General features: G+C 68.8%; 24 protein-coding genes (1 of these 24 cut by a window edge). 9 read left to right on the top strand and 15 right to left on the bottom strand.

What is annotated here, in order from left to right:
• Positions 1–12: 12 nt before the first annotated feature.
• Positions 13–1,131, bottom strand: a complete 1,119-nt coding sequence (locus tag T336_RS0117495) for an aminoglycoside phosphotransferase family protein (RefSeq protein WP_026433527.1) — start codon at positions 1,129–1,131, stop codon at positions 13–15.
• Positions 1,132–1,221: 90 nt separating this feature from the next.
• Between T336_RS0117495 and T336_RS0117500 the strand changes: the two genes are divergently transcribed.
• From T336_RS0117500 to rsmA, 3 genes are read left to right on the top strand one after another with little or no spacing between them, the layout of a single operon-like run.
• Complete coding sequence (locus tag T336_RS0117500) at positions 1,222–3,684, top strand: LPS-assembly protein LptD (RefSeq protein WP_026433528.1); 2,463 nt, start codon at positions 1,222–1,224, stop codon at positions 3,682–3,684.
• Positions 3,685–3,733: 49 nt separating this feature from the next.
• Positions 3,734–5,164, top strand: a complete 1,431-nt coding sequence (locus T336_RS0117505; RefSeq protein ID WP_019703943.1) for a peptidylprolyl isomerase — start codon at positions 3,734–3,736, stop codon at positions 5,162–5,164.
• Entirely contained in the window at positions 5,161–5,922 is a 762-nt protein-coding gene (gene rsmA / locus T336_RS0117510) for a 16S rRNA (adenine(1518)-N(6)/adenine(1519)-N(6))-dimethyltransferase RsmA (protein WP_026433529.1), read from the top strand. The genes T336_RS0117505 and rsmA overlap by 4 nt, the downstream gene beginning before the upstream one ends.
• Positions 5,923–6,376: 454 nt before the next feature.
• On the opposite strand, the gene T336_RS0117515 is transcribed toward rsmA, so the two are convergent.
• From T336_RS0117515 to T336_RS0117525, 3 genes are all read right to left on the bottom strand, one after another.
• Positions 6,377–6,802: a barstar family protein gene (locus tag T336_RS0117515; protein ID WP_019703941.1), complete on the bottom strand. Its 426-nt coding sequence runs from the start codon at positions 6,800–6,802 to the stop codon at positions 6,377–6,379.
• Between the two features lie 142 nt (positions 6,803–6,944).
• Positions 6,945–7,349: a guanyl-specific ribonuclease gene (locus tag T336_RS0117520; protein ID WP_026433530.1), complete on the bottom strand. Its 405-nt coding sequence runs from the start codon at positions 7,347–7,349 to the stop codon at positions 6,945–6,947.
• A gap of 155 nt (positions 7,350–7,504) precedes the next feature.
• The gene (locus T336_RS0117525) at positions 7,505–9,817 is read right to left on the bottom strand and encodes an NADP-dependent malic enzyme (protein WP_019703940.1); all 2,313 of its coding nucleotides are present in this window, start codon (positions 9,815–9,817) and stop codon (positions 7,505–7,507) included.
• A gap of 149 nt (positions 9,818–9,966) precedes the next feature.
• Here T336_RS0117525 and T336_RS26750 point away from each other — a divergent pair, with 149 nt between their 5' ends.
• Genes T336_RS26750 through T336_RS0117535 form a run of 3 tightly spaced genes read left to right on the top strand, consistent with a single transcriptional unit; the run spans position 9,967 to position 11,250 of the window.
• A complete protein-coding gene (locus T336_RS26750) occupies positions 9,967–10,194 on the top strand; it encodes a hypothetical protein (RefSeq protein ID WP_156957891.1) in 228 nt (75 codons plus the stop codon).
• 7 nt (positions 10,195–10,201) lie between these two features.
• Positions 10,202–10,771 (top strand): hypothetical protein, encoded by a 570-nt coding sequence (locus T336_RS0117530; protein WP_026433531.1) that lies wholly within the window; start codon positions 10,202–10,204, stop codon positions 10,769–10,771.
• Positions 10,762–11,250, top strand: coding sequence for a hypothetical protein (locus T336_RS0117535; protein WP_019703938.1), 489 nt, complete (start codon positions 10,762–10,764; stop codon positions 11,248–11,250). Before T336_RS0117530 ends, T336_RS0117535 begins: the two co-directional genes overlap by 10 nt.
• A 56-nt stretch (positions 11,251–11,306) precedes the next feature.
• Here the strand turns inward: T336_RS0117535 and T336_RS0117540 are convergent, their stop codons facing one another.
• The 7 genes from T336_RS0117540 to T336_RS0117570 form a co-directional block, all read right to left on the bottom strand.
• Positions 11,307–12,776: a M81 family metallopeptidase gene (locus T336_RS0117540; RefSeq protein WP_026433532.1), complete on the bottom strand. Its 1,470-nt coding sequence runs from the start codon at positions 12,774–12,776 to the stop codon at positions 11,307–11,309.
• Positions 12,777–12,778: 2 nt separating this feature from the next.
• Positions 12,779–14,032: a Zn-dependent hydrolase gene (locus tag T336_RS0117545; RefSeq protein WP_026433533.1), complete on the bottom strand. Its 1,254-nt coding sequence runs from the start codon at positions 14,030–14,032 to the stop codon at positions 12,779–12,781.
• A gap of 35 nt (positions 14,033–14,067) precedes the next feature.
• The gene (locus tag T336_RS0117550; protein WP_026433534.1) at positions 14,068–14,772 is read right to left on the bottom strand and encodes an ABC transporter ATP-binding protein; all 705 of its coding nucleotides are present in this window, start codon (positions 14,770–14,772) and stop codon (positions 14,068–14,070) included.
• Positions 14,769–15,545, bottom strand: coding sequence for an ABC transporter ATP-binding protein (locus T336_RS0117555; RefSeq protein WP_026433535.1), 777 nt, complete (start codon positions 15,543–15,545; stop codon positions 14,769–14,771). The genes T336_RS0117550 and T336_RS0117555 overlap by 4 nt, the downstream gene beginning before the upstream one ends.
• Positions 15,542–16,537: a branched-chain amino acid ABC transporter permease gene (locus T336_RS0117560; protein ID WP_035226428.1), complete on the bottom strand. Its 996-nt coding sequence runs from the start codon at positions 16,535–16,537 to the stop codon at positions 15,542–15,544. Before T336_RS0117560 ends, T336_RS0117555 begins: the two co-directional genes overlap by 4 nt.
• An 8-nt stretch (positions 16,538–16,545) precedes the next feature.
• Positions 16,546–17,406 (bottom strand): branched-chain amino acid ABC transporter permease, encoded by an 861-nt coding sequence (locus T336_RS0117565; RefSeq protein WP_013597079.1) that lies wholly within the window; start codon positions 17,404–17,406, stop codon positions 16,546–16,548.
• A 76-nt stretch (positions 17,407–17,482) separates the two neighbouring features.
• The gene (locus T336_RS0117570) at positions 17,483–18,688 is read right to left on the bottom strand and encodes an ABC transporter substrate-binding protein (protein WP_026433537.1); all 1,206 of its coding nucleotides are present in this window, start codon (positions 18,686–18,688) and stop codon (positions 17,483–17,485) included.
• 242 nt (positions 18,689–18,930) lie between these two features.
• Between T336_RS0117570 and T336_RS0117575 the strand changes: the two genes are divergently transcribed.
• Positions 18,931–19,743, top strand: coding sequence for a FadR/GntR family transcriptional regulator (locus T336_RS0117575; RefSeq protein ID WP_026433538.1), 813 nt, complete (start codon positions 18,931–18,933; stop codon positions 19,741–19,743).
• Positions 19,744–19,748: 5 nt separating this feature from the next.
• Here T336_RS0117575 and T336_RS0117580 read toward each other — a convergent pair whose 3' ends face one another.
• A complete protein-coding gene (locus T336_RS0117580; protein ID WP_051647297.1) occupies positions 19,749–20,885 on the bottom strand; it encodes a sensor domain-containing diguanylate cyclase in 1,137 nt (378 codons plus the stop codon).
• A gap of 288 nt (positions 20,886–21,173) precedes the next feature.
• On the opposite strand from T336_RS0117580, the gene T336_RS0117585 reads away from it, so the two are divergent.
• Complete coding sequence (locus T336_RS0117585; protein WP_244883979.1) at positions 21,174–21,638, top strand: OmpA family protein; 465 nt, start codon at positions 21,174–21,176, stop codon at positions 21,636–21,638.
• Positions 21,639–21,696: 58 nt separating this feature from the next.
• On the opposite strand, the gene T336_RS0117590 is transcribed toward T336_RS0117585, so the two are convergent.
• The 3 genes from T336_RS0117590 to aptA are packed head-to-tail and all read right to left on the bottom strand — an operon-like array spanning position 21,697 to position 25,245.
• Positions 21,697–23,214 carry a CoA-acylating methylmalonate-semialdehyde dehydrogenase gene (locus tag T336_RS0117590; RefSeq protein WP_019703927.1) on the bottom strand — a complete coding sequence of 506 codons (1,518 nt, stop codon included), beginning with the start codon at positions 23,212–23,214 and terminating at the stop codon, positions 21,697–21,699.
• Between the two features lie 28 nt (positions 23,215–23,242).
• Positions 23,243–23,872, bottom strand: a complete 630-nt coding sequence (locus T336_RS0117595) for a DJ-1/PfpI family protein (RefSeq protein ID WP_026433541.1) — start codon at positions 23,870–23,872, stop codon at positions 23,243–23,245.
• Positions 23,873–23,877: 5 nt separating this feature from the next.
• The gene (gene aptA / locus T336_RS0117600; protein ID WP_026433542.1) at positions 23,878–25,245 is read right to left on the bottom strand and encodes an omega-aminotransferase AptA; all 1,368 of its coding nucleotides are present in this window, start codon (positions 25,243–25,245) and stop codon (positions 23,878–23,880) included.
• Between the two features lie 277 nt (positions 25,246–25,522).
• Between aptA and T336_RS0117605 the strand changes: the two genes are divergently transcribed.
• Positions 25,523–26,396 carry the 5' portion of a LysR family transcriptional regulator gene (locus T336_RS0117605; RefSeq protein ID WP_051647299.1) on the top strand. It continues 50 nt past the right edge of the window, so the window shows 874 of its 924 coding nt (coding positions 1–874); it begins with the start codon at positions 25,523–25,525; its stop codon lies off the right edge, out of view.

Here is a 26,396-nt window from a genome sequence, read left to right on the forward strand (position 1 = left end):
ACGGCCGTCCCCTCAGACCCGGCCGAAGGCGTAGCCGGCCACGGCTTCGGTGCCCTCGATGGCGTCGATGAGCCGCAACAGCGGCACGAGTTCACGGTAGCGGCCGGCCGTGGAGCGGATGTAGCCGATGAAGCGGGGCGTGTCGGCCAGGTAACGGGGCTTGCCGTCGCGCAGCGTGAGCCGCGCGAAGATGCCGGCCACCTTCAGGTGGCGCTGCAGCCCCATCCATTCGACCGCGCGGTAGAACTCGCCGAAGTCGTCGCCCCAGCCGGAAGCGCTGGCGCTGCCGAGAATGCCCGCACGCCGGGCCTTTTCCCAGTAACGTACGGTAATGTCGATGACGAAATCCTCGTCCCAGCTGATGAAGGCATCGCGCAGCAGGCTGGCGATGTCGTAGGTGGCGGGACCCCACACGGCATCCTGGAAGTCGAGCACGCCCAGGGGGGCGCCGGCCTCGGCGGGCACCATCAGGTTGCGCATCATGAAGTCGCGGTGCACATAGACCGGCGGCGCGGCGAGGTTGGCCGCGACGATGGCGTCGAACGCGCGCGCCAGCGTCGCCTGCTGTCCGTCGTCCAGCGCCACGCCCCGGTGGCGCGCCAGGTACCAGTCGGGAAACAGCGCCAGCTCGCGCCGCAGCAGCGCGGCGTCATAGGGCGGCAGCGTGTCCGGCTTCGACGCCTGCTGCCACTGCAGCAGCACGTCGGTGGCCTGCAGGTACCAGGCATGGGCATCGGCCGGGCGCGCCGGGTCGAGGCGCTCGATCACCGTTTCCCGGCCCAGGTCGGACAGCAGCATGAAACCATGGGCTTCGTCCCAGGCCAGGACCTGCGGCACGTTCAGGCCCGCCTCGGCCATCAGCCGCTGCACGTGCGCGAAGGGGCGGCAGTCTTCCTTGTCCGGCGGGGCGTCCATGACGATGCGGCTCGCGCCGTCCACGCCATCGATGCGCAGGTAGCGGCGGAAGCTCGCGTCGGCGGAGGCGGGGCGCAGGCTGGACGGCACCAGGCCGTGCGCGGCCACCAGCGGAGCCAGCCATGCATCGAAGGCGGCGCGGCGGGAAGGATCGGGCCACGCGACGGCGTGGGCTCCGGCATCGGCGGCCGGGGAGGAGGGACGGGGGTGGCTCATGGATAATCCGATTTTACAAACCCGGTCTCTCCCGTCCGGGTGGCCTGCGGTGCCCGCCCCGAGCGGGCGCGCCGCCGACCGGTTGAATCCATGGACCTTTCTTCCTTGCCCGATCCCCTCCGACCGACGCATTCCCGCCCGCCTGCCCGCCGCCGGAACCGTGCCGCCCCCTCGCGGTTCGAGCAGCGGGCGCTGGCTCGCCTGGCCGCCTGGATGGTCTGCGGGCTGCCGCTGGCAGCGCTCGCGCAGACCGAACCCGGCCCTGGTGCCGCGGCCGAGCCCGCTCCCGCCCTGCGTTCCAGCCCGCTGCTGCAGGAGAAGATTCCCGAGGACGTGCGGCCGAAGCTGCCGATCTTCGTGCGGGGCGACCATGTCTCCGGCCAGCCCGACATCAACGCGACCGTCGAGGGCAATGCCGAGCTGCGGCGCGGCGACACCATCATCCACGCCGACCGGCTCGACTACGCGGTGCCCGACGACCTCGCCAAGGCGCGCGGCAACGTGCGCATCAACCGCGCCGGCAACGTGTACGAGGGTTCGCTGCTCGAATTGCAGGTGGACGCGTTTTCCGGGTTCTTCGACGACGCCAGCTACCGCTTCCTCGCGAATGGCGCCTATGGCGACGCACGCCGCGTGGACTTCATCGACCGCGACCGCGCCGTGGTCCACGAAGCCACCTACACCACCTGCCAGAAGAACGACGAGTCCACCTGGAAGCCGGCCTGGATCGTGCGCGCCCGCAGCATCAAGATCGACAACGCAGAGCAGGTGGGCACGGCCGAAGGGGGCGTGCTGGAGTTCCAGGGCGTGCCCGTCCTGCCGATACCCGGCAGCTTCACGTTCCCCCTGTCGGACAAGCGCAAGACCGGCCTGCTGCCACCCACCGTGGGCATCGACAGCGTGAGCGGCGTCGTGTATTCGCAGCCCTACTACTGGAACATCGCGCCCAACCGGGATGCCACCATCACGCCCACGGTCATGTCCAAGCGGGGCGTCAGTACCAGCGGCGAATTCCGCTACCTGGAACCGACCTACAGCGGCGAGATCCGGGGCGACTACATGCCGTCGGACCGGCTGCGCAACCGCGACCGCTGGGCGCTGGGCCTGAAGCACCGCAGCACCTTCGATACCGGCATCGGCGGCATCGGCCTGAACGTGGATGCGACGCGCGTGAGCGACGACAACTACTGGCGCGACTTCAGCACCCGCACCAACGGCGGCATCAGCCAGCTCACGCAGCGCCTGCTGCCGGCGGATGCCACCCTGTCCTGGGGCGCCAACGACATGTCGCTGAGCCTGCGCACCCTCAAGTGGCAGGTGCTGCAGGACGTGAACGCGCCCATCGTGCCGCCTTACGACCGCATGCCCCAGATCCATTGGGGCTACACGCCGTCGTCGCTGCCCGGCGGCTTCGACGCCAGCGTCGAGGCCGACTACACCGACTTCCGCGCGGACCGTGCGCTCACCGGCCAGCCCAATGCCCGCCGCAGCTATGCCATGGCGCAGTTCAGCCGGCCGTTCCTGGCGCCGGGCGGGTTCTTCACGCCGCGCGTGCAGTTCCACGCCACGCAGTACGACTTCGACAGCGCCCTGACGGCGACCGGACAGCGCACGGCGTCGCGCGCGCTGCCCACCTTCAGCCTGGACAGCGGCCTCGTGTTCGAGCGCGACGCGCGCTACTTCGGCCGCAACTTCGTGCAGACGCTGGAGCCGCGGGCCTTCTATACCTACACGCCGTACCGCGACCAGAGCATGATCCCGGTGTACGACACGGCGGCGAACGATTTCAACTTCGCCACCATCTACACCGAGAACGGCTACAGCGGCAACGACCGCATCGCCGACAACAACCTGCTCACGCTGGGCGTCACCACCCGCCTGCTGGACCCCGACGACGGCGGCGAGGCGGCCCGCTTCGGCATCGCCCAGCGCCTGCGCTTCAGCGACCAGAACGTGGTCATGCCGGGCGAGACACCCGTGAGCGAGCGCCTCTCGGACGTGCTGCTGGGCGCCGGCATCAACTGGACGCGCCAGTGGGGCTTCGACTCCACCGTGCAGTACAACCCCAAGACCGGCCGATCCATCCGCTCCACCGTCGGCGCGCGCTACAACCCGAGCGACTACCGCGTCATCAACGCGGCCTACCGCTTCCAGCGGGGCACCAGCGAGCAGATCGACGTGGGCTGGCAGTGGCCCATCAACGACCTCTGGGGCGACAAGGGCCAGAACCTCGGCACGGGCCGCGGGCAGGGCGGTGGTCGCTGGTACTCCGTCGGCCGCCTGAACTACAGCCTGCAGGACCGCAAGCTCGTGGACACGGTCATCGGCTTCGAGTACGACAGCTGCTGCTGGATCGGACGCGTGGTGCTCGAGCGGCTGCAGAGCAGCGTGACCACGGCCACCACCCGGCTGCTCTTCCAGATCGAGTTCGTGGGCTTCTCCCGGCTCTCGCTGGGCTCCGACCCGATCCAGACGCTCAAGCAGAACATCCCGCGCTACCAGTACCTGCGCGAGCCGGTGCCTGCGCCGAGCCGGTTCACGAACTACGACTGACGGCCGCAGTCCAAGACCCATCGCCCCGATCCGCATCCGACGCTTTTCCATGAACCATCGAGCATTCATCCTGGGCCTCGCGGGCTTTGCCTCCGCCATCGTTTCCGTCGCGCCCGCGGGCGCGCAGGGGCTGCGACTGCCCGGCGGCGCGGGGCTGTCGGCGCCGTCGGCTTCGCCATCGCTGCGCGCCGCGCCCCAGATCACCCTGCCGGATCCCGGCCCTTCGGCGCGGGGCGCCCAGGCGGCCCGGCAGGCCGACTTCATCGTCGCCGTGGTGAACACCGAGCCGATCACCAACAACGAGGTGCAGGCCCGCCTGGCGCGCGTGGAGCACCAGCTGGCCGCCCAGGGCGGTGAGCGGCCGCCGCGGCAGGTGCTCGCCCGCGAAGTGCTCGAGCGCCTGATCAACGAGAAGATCCAGGTGCAGATGGCCATCGAAAGCGGCATCAAGGTGGACGACTACGCCATCTCGCAGGCCGAGCAGTCCGTGGCCCGCCAGAACAGCGTGAGCATCCCGGAAATGCACCGCCGCCTCGCGGCCGACGGCATCAGCCCGGAACGCTTCCGCAGCGAACTGCGCAACCAGATGCTGATCCAGCGGCTGCGCGAGCGCGACGTCGAGTCGCGCGTGCGCGTGACCGACCTGGACGTGGACCAGTACATGCGCGACCAGCAGCAGTCCGCGATATCGGATCCGTCCAAGATCGAACTGAACCTGGCCAACATCCTCGTCTCCGTGCCGGAGAACGCCACGCCGGAGGTGGTGGAGCAGCGCCGCCAGCGCGCGCAGCAGGCCGCCGATCGCGTGCGGGCCGGCGAGGATTTCGCCAAGGTGGCGCGTGAACTCTCCGATGCGCCCGATGCGCCGATCGGCGGCGAACTGGGCCTGCGCCCGGCCGACCGCTACCCGGACCTCTTCGTGCGGACCGTCCAGCAGGTGCCCGTGGGCGGCATCGCCGGCCCGGTGCGCTCGCCCGCCGGATTCCACGTGCTGCGGGTGCTGGAGCGTTCGCGCGCAGGCATTCCCTCCTCGGCCGTGCAGACCCATGTGCGCCACATCCTGCTGCGCACCGGGCCGCAGCTGACCGAGGCCGCGGCCGCGGAGCGGCTGGCCGAGTACCGCCGCCGCATCCTGTCGGGCCAAGCCGATTTCGCGACGCTCGCGCGCGAGCATTCGCAGGACGGCAGCGCCAAGCAGGGCGGCGACCTGGGCTGGGCCGGCCCGGGCCGCTACGTGCCGGAGTTCGAGGAGGCGGTGGAGGCGCTCAAGCCGGACGAGATCAGCCAGCCCATCGTGTCGCGCTTCGGCGTGCACCTGATCCAGCTGCTGGAGCGGCGCGAGGCCAAGCTCACGCAGCGCGAGCAGCGCGACATGGTGCGCGATGCCGTGCGCGAGAAAAAGCTAGAGGAAGCGTTCACCAACTGGGCCCAGGAAGCCCGTGCCCGCGCCTACGTGGAATACCGCGACGCGCCGCAATGAAGCACATCCCGCGCAAGCGCTTCGGTCAGCACTTCCTGGCCGACCAGGCCATCATCGATGCCATCGTCCGCGCCATCGCGCCGGCACCTGGCCAGCCGATGGTGGAGATCGGCCCGGGCCTCGCCGCGCTCACGCAGCCGCTGGTCGAGCGGCTCGGGCGCCTGACGGTGGTGGAGCTGGACCGCGACCTCGCCCAGCGCCTGCGCGGCCATGGCCAGCTCGACGTGATCGAGTCCGACGTGCTCAAGGTGGATTTCACCGCGGTGGCCGCGAACCTGGGCGCGTCCCGCATCCGGATCGTGGGCAACCTGCCCTACAACATCTCCACCCCGATCCTTTTCCATCTGCTCGAGCATGTGGACGTCGTCGAGGACCAGCACTTCATGCTGCAGAAGGAGGTCATCGACCGCATGGTGGCGCAACCCGCCACCAGCGACTACGGCCGCCTCTCTGTGATGCTGCAGTGGCGCTACGCCATGGAAGACGTGCTCTTCGTGCCGCCCGAGAGCTTCGATCCGCCCCCGCGCGTGGACAGCGCCGTCGTGCGCATGGTGCCCCATGCCACCCCCGCACCGGTCGCGCCCCGATTGCTCGAGGAACTCGTGCAGGTGGCCTTCAGCCAGCGCCGCAAGCTGCTGCGCCACACCCTCGGCCGCTGGCTCGAGGCGCGCCAGTTCACCGGCACCTTCGACACCCAGCGCCGCGCCGAGGAAGTCCCCGTGGGCGACTACGTGGCCCTGGCGCAGGCCTGCGCCTGAACAGGGGCCATCAAGGCTGCGGCCTTGGTCCGCCGAAGGGATGTGGGCTGAGATGTGTGTGAGGGTGTCCGGAGCAACGCAGAGGTAGCCTGCCCCATGTAACCCCGCAGCAAGATGCCGTCACGGCGCTTGAGACGGTCACGGCCCAGGCCAGCAGCAGCCGCGCAAGGGCCGCCCCGCCGCGCTGGCTGCGTCCCCCTTCCCGTAGCGCGAAGCGCGTAGAGAGAAGGGGGAAGGCGCGCAGCGCCTCAGGGGGATGTACCGAATCAGGCGGCCGCGAGCCAGTAACCCGCATTGAACGGGCTGCTCATGCGCAATGCCAGAGGAGAGACGTCCACGAGCTTGTCGGTAGGCATCTTCTCGGCGCCCGGAGCGACAGCGATCTGGATGGGCTCCGCGGCGGCTTCTTTAGCCTCGTTCGCCCGTTCTGCCTGGCTGTTGGATGCAGAACGGGCTACAGAAAAGAATAGAAGCACCGGAAAGCGATCTTGCGGTCGCCCCAGTAGTCCGCCGCTTCGCGGAAGATGTCCAGCAACTGCTCGCGCGCTTCCTTGTCGAACTTCACTGTCGTGGGGATCTGCTCCAGCACCACGATGAAGCCGGGCTGCGGGCCCGATTTATGCAAGGGATCCGTCATGCAGTCGTACAGCGCATCGAAATTCTTGCCGAAGTGCGCCGGGAACATGAACTGGCTGGCGATGAGTTCCAGGACGTCCTGCTTGGTCTGCGCATGCGCGAGGTTCGCATAGAGGAAGTGCTGGCCCAGCGCCTGGGCGGAGGCCTGCAGATCCTGCACGCGGAAGGCCCGGATCGACTGCACGATGTTGGGGCGCACGCCGCGCAGTGGGTTGTCCTGGTCGGTACGAAGTGGCATTTCCATCTCCGCTGCTCTTTCTTTATGTAGTCACCAATGAGGAATATCGCCGGAAACCGCCCGGATGGCACGGTTTCTCAGGAAAAGAGTCGGCAGGCCTGCGATCGTTCTGTGCATCGGCTCCTGCCCGCTGGGCTCGGGGGCCAAGTCATTCCACGATCTTCCGAAAGCTCGCGTAGTGGTCGCTGGTGTAGTAGCAGGCGTCCGGCGTGCGCGGGGGGCCGCCGCATACGATCCGCCGTGCACCACGGTTGCTCGCTCCCGGTGTCCTGACGGTGTATTCCCGGTAGTAGCCCCGCTTGTACGGGGGCAACAGGCGTTCCCGGTTGCCAAAGACGCTGCCGTCCTTGTCATGGGGGAAGGGGCCGCCTTCGCGGATGAGACTGAAGGTGGCGCGTCCTTGCGGGGGAAGTTCGGCCAATGCGATGGTGTCGGTTCCGCCCGGGGACGGAGCATTCCGGGCTTCCCCCGAGAGAGGGGCCAGAACGAACGCGGCACCCAGAGCGTATGCAATACCTGCCGTGTACGCCCGGATGGCGATGGCCTTCAGCATCAACTACACCTTTCAGAAACTACGGGTTTACCCGAAATTTCGAGCCAGTAGTTTGACGTAAAGACCCCCAAAAAGCAAGCGCCTGCCCAAAAAATGGGCAGGCGCTGGAGGGTTTCAAGGCGCTTTAAAGTTAGCGCTCGCTATGGCCGGGCAGTTCAGCGCGCGGCGTTGGCGTCGGCCACCGTCAGGGCTGTCATGTTGACGATGCGGCGCACGGTCGCGCTGGCCGTGAGGACATGCACCGGTTCGGCCGCGCCCAGCAGCACGGGGCCGATGGCGATGCCGCCGCCGGCCGCCGTCTTGAGCAGGTTGTAGGAAATGTTGGCGGCATCGATGTTGGGCAGCACCAGCAGGTTGGCGCTGCCGGCCAGCGTGCTGTGCGGCATCACCTGGGTGCGCAGGGCGGCATCCAGGGCCACGTCGCCGTGCATCTCGCCGTCCACCTCGAGCCAGGGGGCCTGCACGCGCAGCAGGTCCAGCGTCTGGCGCATCTTCACCGCGCTGGGCTGGTTGCTGGAGCCGAAGTTGGAGTGCGACAGCAGCGCCGCCTTGGGCTTGATGCCGAAGCGCATCATTTCCTCGGCCGCCATCACGGTGATCTCGGCGAGCTGCTCGGCCGTCGGGTCGTAGTTGACGTGCGTGTCCACCAGGAACACCTGGCGGTCGGGCAGCAGCAGGCCGTTCATGCAGGCGTAGGTGTTCACGCCGGCGCGCTTGCCGATCACCTGGTCGATGTAGTTCAGGTGGTGCGCGGTGTGCCCCCAGGTGCCGCAGATCATGCCGTCCACCTCGCCCTTGTGCAGCAGCATGGACGCGATCAGCGCCAGGCGGCGGCGCATCTCGATCTTGGCGATGGGCACGGTGATGCCCTTGCGCTCGGTCATGCGGTGGTAGGTCTGCCAGAAATCGCGGTAGCGGTGGTCGTTCTCGACGTTCACCACGTCGTAGTCCACGCCTTCCTTCAGGCGCAGGCCGAACTTCTCGACGCGCTGGGCGATGATGGCCGGGCGGCCGATCAGGGTGGGGCGGGCGATCTTCTCGTCCACCACGATCTGCGCGGCGCGCAGCACGCGCTCTTCCTCGCCCTCGGCGTAGGCCACCCGCTTCTTGGCGGCCAGCTTGGCGGCGTTGACGATGGGCTTCATCATCGTGCCGGAGGCATAGACGAAGGTCTGCAGGTGGTCGCGGTAGGCGTCCATGTCGGCGATCGGGCGCTGGGCCACGCCGCTGTCGGCGGCGGCCTGGGCCACGGCCGGCGCGATCTTGATCATCAGGCGCGGATCGAACGGCTTGGGGATCAGGTATTCGGGGCCGAAGGCCAGGGGCTCGCCCACGTAGGCCGCGGCCACTACTTCGCTCTGCTCGGCCTGGGCCAGTTCGGCGATGGCGTGCACCGCGGCGATCTCCATCTCCAGCGTGATGGTCGTGGCGCCGCAGTCGAGCGCACCGCGGAAGATGTAGGGGAAGCACAGGACGTTGTTGACCTGGTTCGGGTAGTCCGTGCGGCCGGTGGCCATCACCACGTCGCCACGCACCGCATGGGCGTCCTCGGGCGTGATTTCCGGGTTGGGGTTGGCCAGCGCGAAGATGACCGGGCGCGCGGCCATCTTGGCCACCATGGCGGGCTTGAGCACGCCGCCGGCCGACAGGCCCAGGAACACGTCGGCGCCGTCGATGACCTCCGCCAGGGTGCGGGCGTCGGTCTTCTGGGCGAACTGGATCTTGTCCTCGTCCATCAGCTCGGTGCGGCCTTCATAGACCACGCCGGCCAGGTCGGTGACGAACACGTTCTCGCGCTTGAGGCCCACCTTCAGCAGCAGGTTCAGGCAGGCGAGGGCGGCGGCACCCGCGCCGGAGGCGACCAGGCGCACGGAGCCGATGTCCTTGTTCACCACCTTCAGGGCGTTGAGCATCGCTGCGGCCACCGTGATGGCGGTGCCGTGCTGGTCGTCGTGGAAGACGGGAATGTTCAGGCGCTTGCGCAGTTCACGCTCCACGTAGAAGCACTCGGGCGCCTTGATGTCCTCGAGGTTGATGGCGCCGAAAGTGGGCTCCAGCGCGGCGATGACTTCGACGAGCTTGGCCGGGTCCTTCTCGTTGATCTCGATGTCGAACACATCGACGCCGGCGAACTTCTTGAAGAGGACGCCCTTGCCTTCCATGACGGGCTTGGAGGCCAGTGCGCCGATGTCGCCCAGGCCGAGCACCGCCGTGCCGTTGGAGATCACGCCCACCAGGTTGCCGCGCGCGGTGTAGCGGAAGGCGGCGGCGGGGTCCTTGACGATCTCTTCGCAGGGCGCGGCCACGCCCGGCGAGTAGGCCAGCGCCAGGTCGTGCTGGTTGACCATCTGCTTGGTGGCGGCGATGGCGATCTTTCCCGGCTTCGGAAACTCGTGGTATTCGAGGGCCGCTTGGCGCAGCAGGGCGCGTTTGTCAGGCGTGGCGTTGACCGGGGGGGTATCGGACATCAAGGGGTCTCCAGCTCTGTGAAGGGCTGCCGGACCTCGCCCAAGGAGCGGACGCTCCAGGACGGACCGGCGTTTTAGGGTGTGAGATTGTAGTCAGCCTGCCGTAGAAACCCTGGTAAGGAATTCTGCTTAACCAGGGCGAAGCACCCATGACCTGGAAGCGCGGCACCGGACCGGCCGGTATCGCGGGTCGCACCGCTCCTGCCGTGCTGTCGCCCTTTTTTTGTGCTGGCTTTGTTATTTTTGAATCAATTGGTTTCCAACTGACGCGTATTGCGGTGATTTGCCGCAATACGCGGCGAAACTTCGCGCCCGCAGTCATCTACGGGCCGGAAGCTACGGGACTCTGCAAACATCCGAAACATTCCATTTTTTGATGCACCCATGAACGCAGTTCTTTCATGGTCCGGCTGGCTGGTGGCCGCTGCGCTGTCCACTGCGGCCCAGGCCGGGACCAAGGCGCCCCCGGCCATCGACCCCGCCCACTGCCAGCCGCCTGGTGCCGATCTGGTGCTGCCTGCAGCGTGGGCGCCCTACCGCGACGCGACGCGCGTGTGTGCCCTGACCGAGCGCCCGGCGGGCAAGGCACCTGCCCGGGCGCCGGCCAGGGTCCGCCTGGTGGCGGTGTTCACCGATGCCTATTACCGCAACCTGCCGGCCGATGCCCCATGGGAGCGCTTTCCCCTGCCACTGCTGGTGGACGAGGCGGGCCGTTGCCTGGCCCGGCTGCCACACCTCTTTCCCGCGGACCCGCCCGAGGATCTCGAGGTGCGCCCGGGCCGCTGGCGCGACGGCCTTCCCCAGGAAATCCAGCTGCAGGTGCGCTCGCCTGCGCAGGGCGGCGACTATCGCCTGCCTACCCTGCGGTGGGACAGCGCAGCCCGCCTCTACCGTGCCTCCCCTGCGAAGACCGCGGAGGCTTCATCGACACAGGACCACACCCCATGCCCGTAGACGCCGCAGCGGTCGCCAAGCTCAAGCAGGCTTGCGACCAGGCCGCCGACCTTCATCCCAATTCCTGCAGCCATGCGGTCTGGTACGTGATCCACCAGTACCTGCCCAACCAGCCATTGATGACGGCCAACGCGCTGATGGACCATTTGCAGGCCCATGGCCACTGGCGCTCCGTTCCTGCGTCGCAGGTGGGCGAGCTGGCGCGCGGCGGTGCACTCATCGTCGGCGGCAAGAAGGAACCCGGACATGGGCACGTCATCGTGGTCTATCCCGGTCCCGACAAGGCAGCCGGAGGGTATTCGTACACCCGGGGCGGCAAGACGGAAACATTGCGGACCCGCGGCAGCTATCCGCCGGCCATGTCCACGTCCCTGGGCGGCTGGGCCGGAGCCCGCAGCAAGGGCGACAAGACCATATGGGACCCCTGGGCCAGCGATGCCAAGTTCGCGCAGGTGACCTTCTGGCAGCTCGTGCAGTAGCCTGCGGGCCACGCCGTGGACCCCTGCGGACCAGAGGAAGGCTCTGTATGCCGATCTCAGGCCGGATCGAGCGGGAACACCGGCCGTCGCACGTTCCTGAACGGAAACAGCGCGTAGTTGGAGCTCGTCACCCCGGTGGGACTGTCGCATTCGACCAGCGCGTGCGAGAGCGGCACGAACACCGGGCGGCAATACATGCGCGACTTGAGCAGCACGAAGCGGTGGGCCGCCGGGTCCACGCCCACGCAGGAGAAAACACCCAGGTCCCAGGGCTCGTGGGTGCGCTCGGTGACCACGATGCGCGCCGTGCCCGTGTCGAACAGCACGGTGCGGCCCATGGCGCAGCGCTGGCCGGTGTAGATGGGGCCGGTGACGGTGTATTCGCCGTCGCTGATGGCGGCCACCGTGCCCTCGACGGCGACTGGCTCCTTGGCCACGCCGAGCTGCGTGAGCGGCACCTTGTTGCCCAGGCGCACGGTGGTGCGGGCGCCCACGCCGGCCGCGATCAGTTCGGCCACCGCTTCGGGGTCGCACAGCGGGCCCACGGCGATGTCTTCCAGTCCTTCGGCCAGGGCGGCCTGCAGCACGTCCATGGAGTCGCAGGTGCCGCCGGACATGCAGTTGTCGCTGTGGTCCAGCAGCAGCACCGGACGGTCCGCGCCGTCGGCCAGGGCCCGGGCGCGCTGCAGGGATGCGCCCAGCGGTTCGCTGTCGTAGACGAATTCCGCGCGCTCCTCCCAGATCGCTGCGGCGATGCGGTCCGCGGCGGCCTGGGCCGGTGCAGGATCATCGGCATCGGCGGTGACGACCACGCTCATGCAGGGCGCCTCGATGTCGGCGAGCGAGAAGCCCGCGAACACCGTGGCGGCCGGAATGCCCTCGGCTTCGGCCGCGCGCGCCGCGTCCACCGCGCGCAGCATCGCGCCCTGCAGCGTGGTGCTGCGCAGCGTGTGGCCCATCATGGGCAGGGGGTGCCAGCGCACGGTGTAGCGCGCCCGGCCCTGCAGCATGTCCAGCAGCAGGCGGCCGGCGTGCTCGCCGGTTTCGTACATGTCGATGTGCGGATAGGTCTTGAAGCCCACCATCACGTCGGCGTGGGCGACCATCTTGGGCGTGATGTTGCCGTGCAGGTCCAGCGCCACGGCCACGGGCACGCCCGGCGCGGCCGCGCGCACGCGCTCCAGCAGGTCGCCTTCGCCGTCGGGGCTGTTCTCGGCCACCATGGCGCCGTGCAGGTCGAGCAGGATGGCGTCGCAGCCGGGAGCGGCTTCCACGATGCGGCGGGTGAGTTCGTCGTAGGCGGCGGCATGCACCGGGCCGCTGGGGTTGGCCATGGCCGAGACGGGCGTCACCATCTCGGCGTCCAGGCTCCGGGCCAGGTCGATGAAGGCCGCCATGGCGGTGCGCATGCCCAGGTTGTCCTGCAGCGCCTCCTGCCCATAGCGGGGCGAGAAGGCTTCCAGCGGCGTGGGCACGGGCGAGAAGGTGTTGGTCTCGTGGTTGAGCCGCGCGATCAGGAGTTTCAGGGTCATGCCGCGACCCCCGCGCTGCGCAGCATGGCGTGCAGCAGCACGTTGCAGCCGGCCTCCAGGTGCTCGGGCTCGGCGTCTTCGATCTCGTTGTGGCTGATGCCGTCCGCGCACGGCACGAAGACCATGGCCGTGGGCGCCAGGCGTGCGAGGTACACGGCATCGTGTCCGGCGCCGCTCACCACGTCCATGGCGGTATAGCCCAGCGCGGCCGCGTCGGCGCGCACACCTTCCACCAGTTCGGGGGTGAACGGCTGCGGCGGGAAGTACACCACCTGCTCCACCGCCATCGGGGTGCGGCGGGCCGCGCCGATGCGTTCGCAGGCCGCGCGCAGGGCGGCGTCCATCTGCAGCAGCACCGCGTCGTCGGGGGCGCGCAGGTCCACCGTCATGCGCACGCTGCCGGGAATCACGTTGCGCGAGCTCGGGAACACCTCCAGCACGCCCACCGTGCCGCGGGCGTGCGGCGCATGCGCCAGCGCGATGCGGTTCACTTCTTCCACCAGGGCGCTGGCGGCCAGCAGCGCGTCGCGGCGCAGGTCCATGGGCGTCGGGCCCGCGTGCGCTTCCATGCCCTGCACGGTCACGTCGTACCAGCGCTGACCGAGGGCGCCCTGCACCACGCCGATCACGCAACCGTTGGCTTCCAGCACCGGCCCCTGCTCGATGTGCGCCTCGAAATACGCGCCCACCGCGGGCGTGGGGGTGGCCTCACCGGCATAGCCGATGGCGGCGAGCGCCTCGGCCACGCTGGTGCCCTGGCCGTCGCGCTGCGCGAGCGCATGCTCCAGGGTGAAGGCGCCGGCGAAGACGCCCGAGCCCATCATCACGGGCACGAAGCGCGAGCCTTCCTCGTTGGTCCACACGGCGACCTCGATCGGGGCGTCGGTCTCGATGCCCGCGTCGTTCAGGCTGCGCACCACCTCCAGGCCGGCCAGCACGCCGTAGTTGCCGTCGAACTTGCCGCCGGTGGGCTGGGTGTCGATGTGGCTGCCGGTCATCACGGGCGGCAGGGCGTCGTTGCGCCCGGCGCGGCGCACGAAGATGTTGCCGATGGCATCGATGCGCACGCTGCAGCCAGCCTCGCGCGCCCAGCGCACGAACAGGTCGCGGCCCTCTCCGTCCAGCGCGGTGAGCGCCAGCCGGCACACGCCGCCCTTCGGCGTGGCGCCGATGCGCGCCAGGTCCATCAGCGATTGCCACAGCCGCGCGCCGTTCACGCGGGCCTGCAGCGCAGGGGGGGAAGTCTTCATGTCCACGGTGGATGATCCTGAATGGGGTTCGGGGGTCAGGCCAGGCCGACGCCCAGGTAGCGGTCCTTGGTCGTTTCGTCGGCCAGGAAGTCGTCGTTGCGGGCCTCGTGCACGACCGCGCCCTGCTCGATGATGTAGTGGCGGTCGGCCAGCTGGGTGCAGACTTCGAGGTTCTGCTCCACGAGCAGGATGGCCACGCCCGCGGCCTTGATGGCCTGCAGCTGGGACACGATCTCCTCGACGATCACGGGTGCGAGGCCTTCCACGGGTTCGTCCAGCATGAGCAGGCGCGGGGCGTTCATCAGCGCGCGGCCGATGGCCAGCATCTGCTGCTCGCCGCCCGAGAGCTGCCCGCCGCCGTTGGTGCGGCGCTCCTTCAGGCGCGGGAAGATGCGGTAGATGTCGGCCAGCTGCCAGGGCGATTGCCTGCGCTGGCCCAGCAGCAGGTTCTCTTCCACCGTGAGCAGCCGGAAGATGCCGCGGTGCTCGGGCACCAGGCACACGCCGCGCTGCGCGATGCGGTGCGCGGGCAGGCCCTGCACGTCGTCGCCCATGAAGCGCACGCGCCCCGCGCTGGGCTGCACCACGCCGCAGAGGCTCTTGAGCGTGGTGGTCTTGCCCGCGCCGTTGCGCCCGAGCAGCGTGACCAGTTCGCCGTCGCCGACGTGCAGGTCCACGCCCTGCAGCACGTTGCTCTTGCCGTAGTGGGCGTGCAGCCCCTCGATCTGCAGGATGCTCATGCCTTGCCTCCGGTGATCATGTTGCCCAGGTAGGCGCTGCGCACGCGCTCGTCGCTGCGGATCGCGTGCGGATGGCCCTCGGCCAGCACGCGGCCCTGCTGCATGACGGTGACGGTGTCGGAGATGTCCATCACGATGTTCATGTTGTGCTCGATGAGCACCACGGTGTGCTCATCCTTCAGGCCCTGGATCAGCCGCTTCATGTCGTCCAGGTCGTCGATGCCCATGCCCGAGGTGGGCTCGTCCAGGAAGATCGCCTTCGGGCCCGCGGCCAGCGCCATGCCCACTTCCAGCCGGCGCTGCTGGCCGTGTGAGAGGTTGCCCACGGGCGTGTCGGCATGGCGTTCCAGCCCCAGCCGCGCCAGCACGCGGGCCACCACGTCGGCACGGGAGCGGGCGCCCACGGGCGCGCTCCAGCAGTTGAGCGCCTGCGCGGGCGCCGTGCCCTGCGCGGCCAGCCGCAGGTTCTCGCGCACCGGCAGCGTGAGAAACAGGCTCGTCACCTGGAACGAGCGCGCCATGCCGCGCTGCACGCGGCGGTGGTCCGGCTCGCGCGTCACGTCGTGGCCGTCGAACACGATGCGCCCGCCGCTCACCGCCTTGGTGCCGGTGAGCATGTGGAACAGCGTGGTCTTGCCCGCGCCGTTGGGGCCGATCACCGAATGCACGGTGTTCGCGCGAACTTTCAGGTCCACGCCCGAGAGCGCGGCGAACTTGTCGTAGCGCTTCTCGACGCCGATGGCTTCCAGCAGGATGGGGGATGCCGTGCTCATGCTTTGTCTCCCGTGCCGGCAGGGGTGGCGTCCGCGCGGTGCTTCGCGCCGCGCAGGCGGTCCCAGGCCGATTCGAACAGGCCCCAGAGGCCGCGCTGCATCCCCAGGCTGATCACCATCAGCACCACGCCCAGCAGCAGCAGCCAGCGCGGCCAGAGGGTGGAGAGCCAGTCGCCCACGATCAGGTAGAAGGCCGAGCCCAGCAGCGAGGCCAGCAGGTTGCCGGTGCCGCCGATCACGGTCATCACGAGGATCATCTCGCTCGTGTGGTATTCGGCATTCGCCAGCGGGGCGATGCCGGTCATCATGGCGTGGAGCGCGCCGGCCAGGCCGGTGACGGCGCCGGAGATCACGAACGCCTGCAGCTTCAGCAGCCGGAGGTCGTAGCCGATCGCGCCCGCGCGCTCCTCGTTGTCGCGCACGGCCAGCAGGGTGCGGCCGAACACCGAGGCCGACACCTTCTGCAGCAGCCAGCAAGCCACCAGGAACACCACCGCGACGAAGCCGTAGTACTGCCAGGGCGAGGCGAGCGGCCACAGCGTGACGCCGCCCACGGCCAGCGAGGGGCGGGGGATGTCCATCAGGCCGTTGTCACCGCCCGTGAGGCCGGGCATCGAATAGGCGAGGAAGTAGAACATCTGCGCGAAAGCGAGCGTCAGCATCACGAAGTAGGTGCCGCGCTGCCGGATGGCGACCCAGCCCACCAGCGCCGCGCCCACCGCGCCCGCCACCACGGCGAGCGCCAGGGCCAGCGGCATCGGCAGGGGCCAGCGCGTGAGCGTGAGGGCGATGGTGTAGCTGCCCAGCCCGAAAAAGATGCCCTGCCCGAACGACAGCAGCCCCGTATGCCCCAGCAGCAGGTTGCAGCCCATGGCGGCGAGGCCGTAGATCAGCACCTCGCTGGCGAGGGACCCGGACTGCATGGTGAGCGGCATCGCCAGCACGAAGGCCAGTGCCAGCAGCAGGTGGAAGTGTTTGCGCAAGATCGTCATGGCGGGGTTCATCCTTTGCGGCCCAGCAGGCCGTGCGGGCGCAGCAGCAGCACGGCGGCCATGGCGACGTAGATCATCAGGCGCGCGCCCTCGGGCCACACGGTGCTCATCACGCTCTGCACGATGCCGATCAGCAGGCCGCCGACCAGCGCGCCGCCGAAGCTGCCCATGCCGCCCACCACCACGACCACGAAGGCCACGCCCAGCGCCTCGATGCCCATGAAGGGCTCGGCGCCGCGGATGGGCGCCGCCAGCACGCCCGCGATGGCGGCGGTGGCCGCGCCGAGCGCGAACACCAGGCTGAAGATGCGGAACACGTTGATGCCCAGCAGCGAGACCATTTCGGTCGATTCGCTGCCCGCGCGCACCGCGCTGCCCAGGCGTGTGCCTTCCAGCACCCACCACAGGCCCACGGCCAGCACCGCGGTGAAGCCGATCACGAAGAGCCGGTACTTGGGATAGACGAAGCTGCCCCACATCACCACGCCCTGCAGCAGATCGGGCACGGCCACGCTGTCGCCCAGCGGCCCCCATTGCAGGATCACCAGTTCCTGCACCGCGAGCGCCAGGCCCACGGTGACAAGGATGTGGAATTCGTGCGGCTTGGCGTACACGTGGCGCAGCACCAGCTTTTCGGTGAGCCAGCCCAGGGCGCCCACCACCAGCGGCACCACCGCCAGGGCGAGCCAGAAGCTCAGGCCCCAGCGTGTCATCTGGTAGCAGAAATACGCGCCCAGCAGGTAGAACGCGCCGTGCGCGAAATTCACGAAGCGCAGCAGGCCGAACACGATGGACAGGCCCACGGCCAGCAGGAAATACAGCATGCCGATGCCGATCCCGTTGATGACCTGTAGCAGGTAGATGCTCATGGAGTGGGGCAGGACGCAGGAAGGGAAGGCCCCGGCACGGGGTGCGGGGCGGGAAGGTGCGAACGGAGGCGGCGGGTCAGCCGAGCTTGCAGCCGGTCTGGTCCACCGGCAGGAACGACTTGCCGGAGCTCACCACGTCCACGTAGTCGTCCTTGTTGGCCATCTTCGCCTTGGTTTTGCCCTTGAGCAGGTAGTAGTTCTTGAGCACCTGGTGGTCGCCCTTGCGGACTTCTTCCTCGCCCGTGAGGCCCGCGTATTTCATGCCTTCCAGCGCGGCGACCACGGCCTTCGGCTCCACCGTGCCGGCCTTGATGATCCCGTCGATCAGCAGCTTGGTGCAGATGTACGAGCCCGCCAGGCTGTAGTTGGGGTTGGACTTGAACTTGTCCTGGCTGCGCTTGACCAGCTCCAGGTTCAGCGGCGCGTCCACGGTGTGCCAGTATTGCGCGCCGAAGTAGATGCCGTCGCACAGGTCCGCGCCCAGCGATTCGAACTGCTCCAGCCCCGAGGCCCAGGCGATCAGGATGGTCATGTTCTTGTGCATGCCGAAGCTCACCGCCTGGCGCAGCGCGTCCGACGACTGCGAGCCGAAGTTCAGCAGCAGCAGCACGTCGGGCTTGGCGGCCATCGCGTTGGTGAGGTAGCCGCTGAACTCCTTCTCGGTGAGCGAGTGGTAGCTGTTGCCCACGTGCTCCAGGCCCTTCTCCTTGAAGACGTTCCTGGCCGCCGAGAGCAGGCCGTCGCCGAACACGTACTGCGGCGTGATGGTGTACCAGCGCTTGGCCTTCGGCAGCGCATCGGCCAGCGGGCGCACGGTCTGCTCGATCGCGCCGAAGGTGGGGACCGACCAGCGGAACGTGGCGCTGTTGCAGTCCTTGCCGGTGATCTCGTCGGCGCCGGCGGTGGTGATGAAGATGCCACCGGCCTTCTCGGCCTCCTTGCCCATGGCCAGCGATTCGGACGACAGGATGCCGCCGGCGAAGAAGCGCGTGCTCTGCTGTTGCGATGCCTCCTGTACCTTGCGCACGGCGGTGGCGGGCTTGCCTTCCGTGTCGAGCACGGTGTAGGCCAGGGGGCGCCCCAGAGCCTTGCCGTACTGCTCGATGGCCAGCTTCATGCCCAGGTCGGCGAACTTGCCGTTCGCAGCGAAAGCCCCCGACATGGGCACGGGGCAACCGAACTGGATCGCGCCCGTGGACTGCGCCCAGGCTTCGCGCGCGAGGCCCAGCGATGCGGGCAGCGCGCCCAGTGCGGAGAGTTGCAAGAGGTGACGGCGTTGCATGGGGAAAGCTCCTGTGGGGGGTGGGGCCAGCTGGCCTTCGGGGCCTGGGCACGACTTTGCAAAGCACGTGGCGTGCCACATGGTTTTTCCTATTTATAGTGATAAATAGAACAAATGCCGTGCAGGTAAACCCTGCCCGCCGCGCCGCTGCACGCGCGTGGTGCATACACTGCACCACGGAGCGGACGGCCGGATGCCCTGCCGCCCACTGCGCTCCACCCGTCTTCAATCCGCAACGCACCATGGCCACGAAACCGCCCGCCGGCAAGCCGATCAAGCCCCTCAAGCGCTCCGACCTCGTCGCGCAGGAGATCAAGCGGCTCATCACAGAGAAGAACCTGAGCCCCGGCGATCGCCTGCCGCGCGAGAGCGAATTGCAGGCGCAGTTCGAGGTGAGCAAGGGCACCATCCGCGAGGCGCTCAAGTCGCTGGAGGTGCAGGGCCTGGTGACCATTTCCACCGGCCCCTCGGGCGGGGGCACCATCGCCGAGGTGTCGCTGGACCGCACGCTGCAGTTCCTGCAGAACTACCTGTTCTTCCAGGACGTCACCATCGACAACATCTACGCCGTGCGGCAGTTCCTGGAGCCGGAACTCGCGGCCGGCGCCGTGCCGCACCTGACGGAGGCCGACTTCGAGGCGCTGGAGCACAGCATCGCCTGCTGCGATCCCCACTCCAGCAGCGAAGACCTGCTCGCCCAGCGCCGCGAGGACGTGAACTTCCACGACATCCTGGCCGCGGCCAACCCGAACCCCTTCCTGCGCTTCACCTGCGAGCTGATCAACGAGATGCTGCGCCAGCTCATCGTGTACGGCAACCGGACCCCGAAGTCGGAGCACCGCCGCTTCGGCGAGACCAATGCGCGGTTCCACCGCGAGATCGTGCAGGCGGCACGGGCGCGCGATGCCGCCCTGGTGCGTGAATTGATGGCGCGGCACATGCTCGACGCCGCCAGTAGCGTTCAGCGCATGAAGGGCCGCATCCAGGGCCGCCTGATCCTGGACGCCGAGACGCTGCGCGGCCCCCGGTCGGTCCACCTGCGCAAGAAGGAATAGCCCCCTCAGGCGGGCTCAGACCTCCCGCCGGCCATGCCGTGCACGGCCACGCGGTTGCGTCCCTGCACTTTGGCGGAATACAGCGCTTCGTCCGCGCGGGCCAGGAGTGCATGGGGCTCGTCCGCGTGCTGCGGGAAAGCCGAGACACCGCATGACAGGGTGGTGGACAGCGCGTCGGGGCCGTGGCGCACCTGCAGGGCCTCGAAGGCCTCGCGCAGCGCCTCGGCCCGCTCCCGGGCGACGGCCAGCGGTGTCTCCGGCAGCAGCAGCACGAATTCCTCGCCGCCGTGCCGGCAGGCCATGTCCTGCACGCGCACGTGGCGCTGCAGCAGCTGCGCCAGGGCCTGCAGCATGGCGTCGCCCGCGGCGTGGCCGTGGGTGTCGTTGACGCGCTTGAAGTGGTCGATGTCGATCATCAGCAGCGACAGCGGCAGGCCCCGGGCACCGCACTGCGCGATCCGGGCCGCGAGGGTGGCGTCCAGGTGGCGCCGGTTGTACAGGCCGGTGAGCGGGTCGCGCATGGCCTGCTCCTGCAACTGGTCCTGCAGCGCCCGGATTTCCTCGAACTGGGTGCGCAGCCGGGCGTTGCTCTGCTGCTGCTCCACCGCCCTCCGGTAGCTGGTGTGGGCGAACACGGTCAGGAACAGCGTGAGCGCCAGGATGCACAGCAGCGACGTGGCCGTGTCGATATCGGGGTGCAGGGGCCGGTCCCCGTACAGGGCGAGCCCGCCGAGGAGCCCGACGCCCATGGCGGCCAGGAGCCGCAGCAGGCCGGGATAGCCGTGGAACGCGACGACGTTGATGCAGTTGCCGATGAACAGCGTGAAGGTGATCCAGACCGGAAGGCCCAGCAGGCCCGCCCAGAGTCCGCCGAAGACATTGTCCACCAGCATGTTGTGCAACTCGGCCGTCGCCTGGTGCGGCGAGTGGCGGGCCGTCCAGTAGGCGAGTTGCGGGTAGGCGAGGAACTGCACGGCCAACACGGCCCAGGCGGCCCGGCCTGCACCGATGTGCAGGAAATGCGACCCCAGCGCCAGGAACAGCAGCGCGTAGAAGAATGTGCGGTTGCGGTGGTTCATCCGCACCAGCCAGTGGACGGTGCGTGCGGACGAGGGCGCTGGCGGGTTCGGAGAAGAAGGCATCGGCGGCGGTACGGCTTCCCGGCAGGCCGCAGTGGAGGACGCGTGGAAGGATGGCTCGACAGTGGATCCTTCCCTTATCGGCAGTTTTCCGGAAAGCTGCAGTGTTGTCTTCCCGCAGCCTTCCGGGCCTTTCCGGGCGGGCCGGTGGCCCCATTGCCCCGCAATGGAGTGACAATCCGCCTGCCACAGCATCCCGTGGCGCCGGGCACTCCGGGAGGAAGTACCTGGCGCCGGTGTGCCGTGCCCCTTTCCCATCCAGCCATGAAAACAGGTGAAACGATGCGTTCCATGCGTTCCTACAGTGCCCTCTTGAGCCTTCTCTGCTGTGCCGCCGTGCTCGGCGGATGCGCCGCCGGTGCGTCCGGCCAGGCGCCCGGCGCCCCCGCCGAGGCCCCGCCGCCGGCCGCTGCCCCCGCACCCGAGCCGGCTCCCGCTCCGGCGCCCGCGCCCGCCCCGGTGCGCATTCCGGAGGACGGCACGGTCGCGGAGTTCTCCGGCCTGGAGACCGAACTGCCTGCCAATACCGCGGAGCTGCTCGATGCCCTGACCGCGGACAAGGCCGCCGCTGGCCAGCGCTGGGAGATCAAGGGCTATGCCGACCGCAAGGTCACCAAGAACGCGCGCCAGATCGCCCTGGCCCGCGCGCTGGCCGTGCGCAAGGAACTGGTGGCGCGCGGCGTGCCGGCGCAGAACCTGCGCGTGATGTTCAGCACCGACCAGGCCCGCAATGCGGTGACCGTGCTCCCGCGCTGATTTCCATCCCGTTCATGGCGGCCCGTGGCGACATCATGCGCCACGGGCCGCCGTGCTTTCAGCGGCTGCTGGGGAAGCTGAACACCGCGCCTTCGCGCACGCCGGCCGAGGGCCAGCGCTGGGTGATGGTCTTGCGCTTGGTGTAGAAGCGCACGGCGTCCGGGCCGTAGGCGTGCAGGTCGCCGAACAGGCTGCGCTTCCAGCCGCCGAACGAGTGGTAGGCCACCGGCACGGGCAGGGGCACGTTCACGCCCACCATGCCAACCTGGATGTGGTCGGTGAAGTAGCGGGCCGCTTCGCCGTCGCGCGTGAAGATGCAGGTGCCGTTGCCGTACTCGTGGGCGTCGATGAGCTGCATCGCTTCCTGCAGGGTCTTCACGCGCACCACGCCGAGCACGGGGCCGAAGATCTCTTCCTGGTAGATCTTCATGCCGGGTTTCACGTGGTCGAACAGGCAGGCGCCCAGGAAGTAGCCTTCCTCGTGGCCTGCCACCTTCACGGTGCGGCCGTCCACGACCAGCGTCGCGCCTTCGGCGACGCCGCTGTCCACGTAGGCCTTCACCTTCTCGAAGTGCTGCTTCGTCACCAGCGGGCCCATGTCATTGCCGTTGTCGGTGCCGGGGCCGACCTTCATCTTCGCGATCTCGGCCTTCAGGCCGGCGATCACGGCATCGGCCGTCTCGTCGCCCACGGCCACCACCAGCGGGATGGCCATGCAGCGCTCGCCGCAGCTGCCGTAGGCGGCACCCATCAGAGCGCTCACGGCGTTGCCGATGTCGGCATCGGGCATCAGCACGGCGTGGTTCTTCGCGCCGCCCAGGGCCTGCACGCGCTTGCCGTGTTTGCAGCCTTCCGCGTAGATGTATTCGGCGATCGGTGTGGAGCCGACGAAGCTCACGGCCTTCACGCGCGGGTCGCGCAGCAGCGTATCCACTGCCGTCTTGTCGCCGTTGACCACGTTCAGCACGCCGGGCGGCAGCCCCGCTTCCAGCGCCAGCTGGGCGATGAGCAGGGCACTGCTCGGATCGCGCTCGGAGGGCTTGAGCACGAAGGTGTTGCCGCAGGCCACGGCCATGGGCCACATCCACAGCGGCACCATGGCCGGGAAGTTGAACGGCGTGATGCCGGCGGTGACACCCAGCGCCTGGAACTCGGACCACGAATCGATGTTCGGGCCCACGTTGCGGCTGTGCTCGCCCTTGAGCAGCTCGGGCGCGTAGCTGGCGTATTCCACGTTCTCGATGCCGCGCTGCAACTCGCCGTGCGCATCGGCGAGCACCTTGCCGTGTTCGGCGGTGATGAGGGCGGCGATTCTGTCGGCGTTCTCTTCGAGCAGCACCTTCAGCCTGGACATCACGCGCGCGCGCTTGAGTGGCGGCGTGTTGCGCCAGGCGGGGAAGGCTTTCTCGGCCGAGGCGATGGCCGCCTCGACGGTCGCCTGGTCGGCCAGCGCCACGCTGGTGGTGGACTGGCCGGTGGCCGGGTTGAACACCGGCTGGGTGCGGGCGGTGTCGGCGACGATCTGGCCGTCGATCAGGTGGCCGACGGTGGAGGTCACGGATTTGTCGTGTTGCATGGCGTTCTTGTCGAAGGAAAAAGCGGCGTCAGGCCGTGGCGGCCTGGGGTTCCAGATGGGGGGTCACGTGGCCGAGGGCACGCTCCACGTACTCTTCTTTCTCGCCCACGGGGGCGAAGTAGTGCAGCACCTCGCGCGCGGCGTCCATGCCCTTCAGGCGGCACAGCAGCCAGGCCACCAGGTACTGCGAGGCGAGGCAGCCGCCCGCCGTGGCGACGTTGCCGCGTGCCACGAACGGCTGCTGCACCACCTGCACGCCCGAGGCTTCCACCCAGGGCCGGCTGGTGAGGTCGGTGCAGGCCGGCACGCCGCCGAGCAGCCCCAGGCGGCCGAGCAGGAAGGTGCCAGAGCACTGCGCGGCCAGCAACTGGCGGGAAGGGTCCAGCACGCGCAGCTGCTCCATGATGGCCGGGTCGGCGGCAATGTCGCGCGTCTTCATGCCGCTGCCCACCAGCACCGCGTCGGCCCCGGCCAGCGCACCCAGGCCTTCGTGGGCATCGATCGTCAGCCCGTTCATGGACGTGACCCGCTGCGCGGGGCTGGCGATGCGTACGTGCCAATCGGCATCCCCCCGCAGCGCGATGCGGTTGAGCATGCCGAACGCGACCAGCGAATCCAGGTCGTTGAAGGCATCGAAGGTCAGGATGGTGATGTGCATGGGCGTCAGGCCACTTCGTGCAGGGCGTCGCCCAGGGCGCTGACCAGGCGGTCGATTTCCGCCTCGGTGCTGATGAAGGGCGGCGCGAGCTGGATGGTGTCGCCGCCGTAGCGCACATAGAAGCCCTTGTCCCAGCACTTCATGGCGATCTCGTAGGGGCGCTTCGCGGGCTCCCCAGGCAGGGCCGCGATGGTGATGCCTGCGGCCAGGCCGTAGTTGCGGATGTCCGCCACGTGCTTCGCGCCCTTGAGGCCATGCACCGCGTTCTCGAAATACGGCGCCAGCGCCTTTACGCGGGCCGGCATATCTTCCTTCTGCAGGATGTCGAGCACCGCATTGCCCGCTGCGCACGCGACCGGGTGGGCCGAGTAGGTGTAGCCGTGCGGGAATTCGAGCATGTACTCGGGCCCGCCCTGCGCGATGAAGGTGTCGTAGATTTCCTTGGTGGCCATCACGCCGCCCAGCGGCTGCGCGCCGTTGGTCACCTGCTTGGCGAAGTTCAGGATGTCGGGCGTCACGCCAAAGGCCTCGGCCCCCGTCCACGCGCCGCAGCGGCCGAAGCCCGTGATGACCTCGTCGAAGATCAGCAGGATGTTGTTCTGCGTGCAGATCTCGCGGATGCGCTCCAGGTAGCCCTTCGGCGGGATCACCACGCCGGCCGAGCCCGAGAACGGCTCCACGATCACCGCGGCGATGTTGGAGGCATCGTGCAGGGCGATCACGTCCAGCAGCCTGTCGGCCAGCGCACGGCCGCCGTCCTCGGCCATGCCGCGCTGGAAGGTGCCCGCGGGCGGCTGGGTGTGGGGAATGTGGTCGGCTTCCACGGCCTGGCCGAAGGTCTTGCGGTTGCCCACGATGCCGCCCACCGAGATGCCGCCGAAGTTCACGCCGTGGTAGCCCTTCTCGCGGCCGATCAGGCGCGTCTTGCTCGCCTGGCCCTTGGCGCGCCAGTAGGCGCGCGCCATCTTGAGCGACGTGTCGGCGGATTCGGAGCCCGAGCCGGTGAAGAACACGTAGTCCAGCCCTGCGGGCGTCAGTTCCTTGAGCTTGTTGGCCAGCGCAAACGAGCCGGGGTGGCCGAACTGGAACGCCGGCGAATAGTCCAGCGTGGCGGCGGCGCGGCCGATGGCCTCGGCCACTTCCTTGCGGCCATGCCCCAGGCCGGAGCACCACAGGCCCGAGAGACCGTCGAATATCTTGCGGCCTTCGGCGTCCGTGTAATAGGCCCCCTGGGCGCCCACGATCATGCGGGGGCGGGCCTTGAAGTTGCGGTTGCCCGTGAAGGGCATCCAGTGCGCTTCGAGCCAGGCGGCATCCATGCGGGGGGCGGCGGCGTCCGCGCCGGGCGCGGGTTCGATGACGGAAAAGCCCATGGTCGGTCCTTTGGAAAAGGGTGGCGGAAGAAACACGCAGGCAGGCCACGGTGGCAGCGTTCCCGTAGCCTGCGGCGCCTGCATTCGTGTATCGATTCTTCCGGGGATGGATAATTTCTTGAATGAGCAAATATCCATGTTCACTTGCCAGTTCATGCAAGTTTCCGTGCCCGCCATGACGACCCCTGCTGCACCCACCACACCAGCCTTGCCCTCCCCCCTGCCGGGCCCCGTGCCCGCCACCCGCGAGCGCGCCGTGCTCGGGCAGCTCAGCGACATGGACCTGCGCCTGCTGCAGGTGTTCAAGAGCGTGGTGGAATGCGGCGGCATGGCCGCGGCCGAGCTGGAGCTCAACATCGGCACCAGCACCGTCAGCCGCCACATGAAGGACCTGGAGACGCGCCTGGGCCTCACGCTCTGCCGCCGCGGCCGGGCGGGCTTCGCGCTCACGCCCGAGGGCCAGCGCGTCTATGAGGAAACGCTGCGCCTGCTGGCTTCGGTGCGCAGCTTCCGCGACGGCATCGACGACATCCATGCGCGCATGGGCGGGCAACTGGCCGTGGCGGTATTCGACAAGACCGCCACCAACCCGGCAGCGCGCATCGGCGAGGCCATCGCCGCCTTCGGCCGGCAGGCGCCCGAGGTGGAACTGCAGCTGCACGTGGGCCCGATCAACGCCATCGAACGCGGCGTGATCGACGGCAGCTACCAGGTCGGCATCATCCCCGCACACCGCAGTTCACAGAGCCTGGTCTACACCGACCTGTTCGGCGAGACCATGCTGCTCTACTGCGGCGCGGGCCACCCGCTCTTCGGCGCCGACCACACGGGCCTGGACTGGGATGCCGTGCGGGCCTATCCCTTCGCCGGCCTGGGCTACCACTCGCCCAACATGGAGTTGAGCCACCGCGCCCGCTTCGCCCGCGCGGCCACGGGCTTCGACCAGGAATCGATCGCCACGCTCATCCTGTCGGGGCGGTACCTGGGGTTCTTGCCCGACCACTATGCCGAGGCCTTCGAGCGGCGCGGGCGGATGCAGGCCGTGCGGCCGGAGCTGCTGCGGTATGAATGCCGGTTCGTGGGGCTGGTGCGCAGGTCGCCGGCGCCGTCGAGGGCGGCGCAGGCGTTCGGGGAGTGCCTGGTGCGGGCGC

It is taken from the genome of Paracidovorax oryzae ATCC 19882, assembly GCF_000687165.1.
In the GTDB taxonomy this organism is placed as follows: Bacteria; Pseudomonadota; Gammaproteobacteria; order Burkholderiales; family Burkholderiaceae_C; genus Paracidovorax; species Paracidovorax oryzae.